This window comes from Psychrobacter sp. C 20.9 (assembly GCF_001921765.1).
Classification (GTDB): domain Bacteria; phylum Pseudomonadota; class Gammaproteobacteria; order Pseudomonadales; family Moraxellaceae; genus Psychrobacter; species Psychrobacter piscatorii_B.
The window spans coordinates 1-346 of sequence record NZ_MRYC01000043.1; the positions used below are offsets into that span (position 1 = coordinate 1).

A 346-nucleotide genomic window follows, 5' to 3' on the forward strand; every position below is an offset into this window, starting at 1 on the left:
ATCTTTTATGACCAGTGTGAAGTTTGTTTTCAAGCCATAGGCTGTAACGCGACATCGCAAAACAGGAAATGAAGAACAATAGCGCGATAAAGGCATAGGTTTCCGGTGCCAGACCACGCCATTTAACGTCTGCTACAGCCACCAGACCAATACCGATAAGATCAAACAGACCGATAATGGATACAAGTGTTGTATCTTTGTAGAGACCGATAAAAGTGTTCACAATTCCAGGAATAACAATGCGCAGTGCCTGTGGAAGAATGATCAAACGCATGGATTGCCAATAACTCAGCCCCATTGCATCTGCACCTTCATACTGACCTTTCGGAATAGCCTGAAGACCACC

The 346-nt window shown here is 44.5% G+C and carries 1 protein-coding gene; it reads right to left on the bottom strand.

Translation table 11 applies throughout. The features are described from left to right. The coding region (locus BTW00_RS13735; RefSeq protein ID WP_143506629.1) for an ABC transporter permease subunit at positions 1 to 346 on the bottom strand (346 nt) is incomplete at both ends.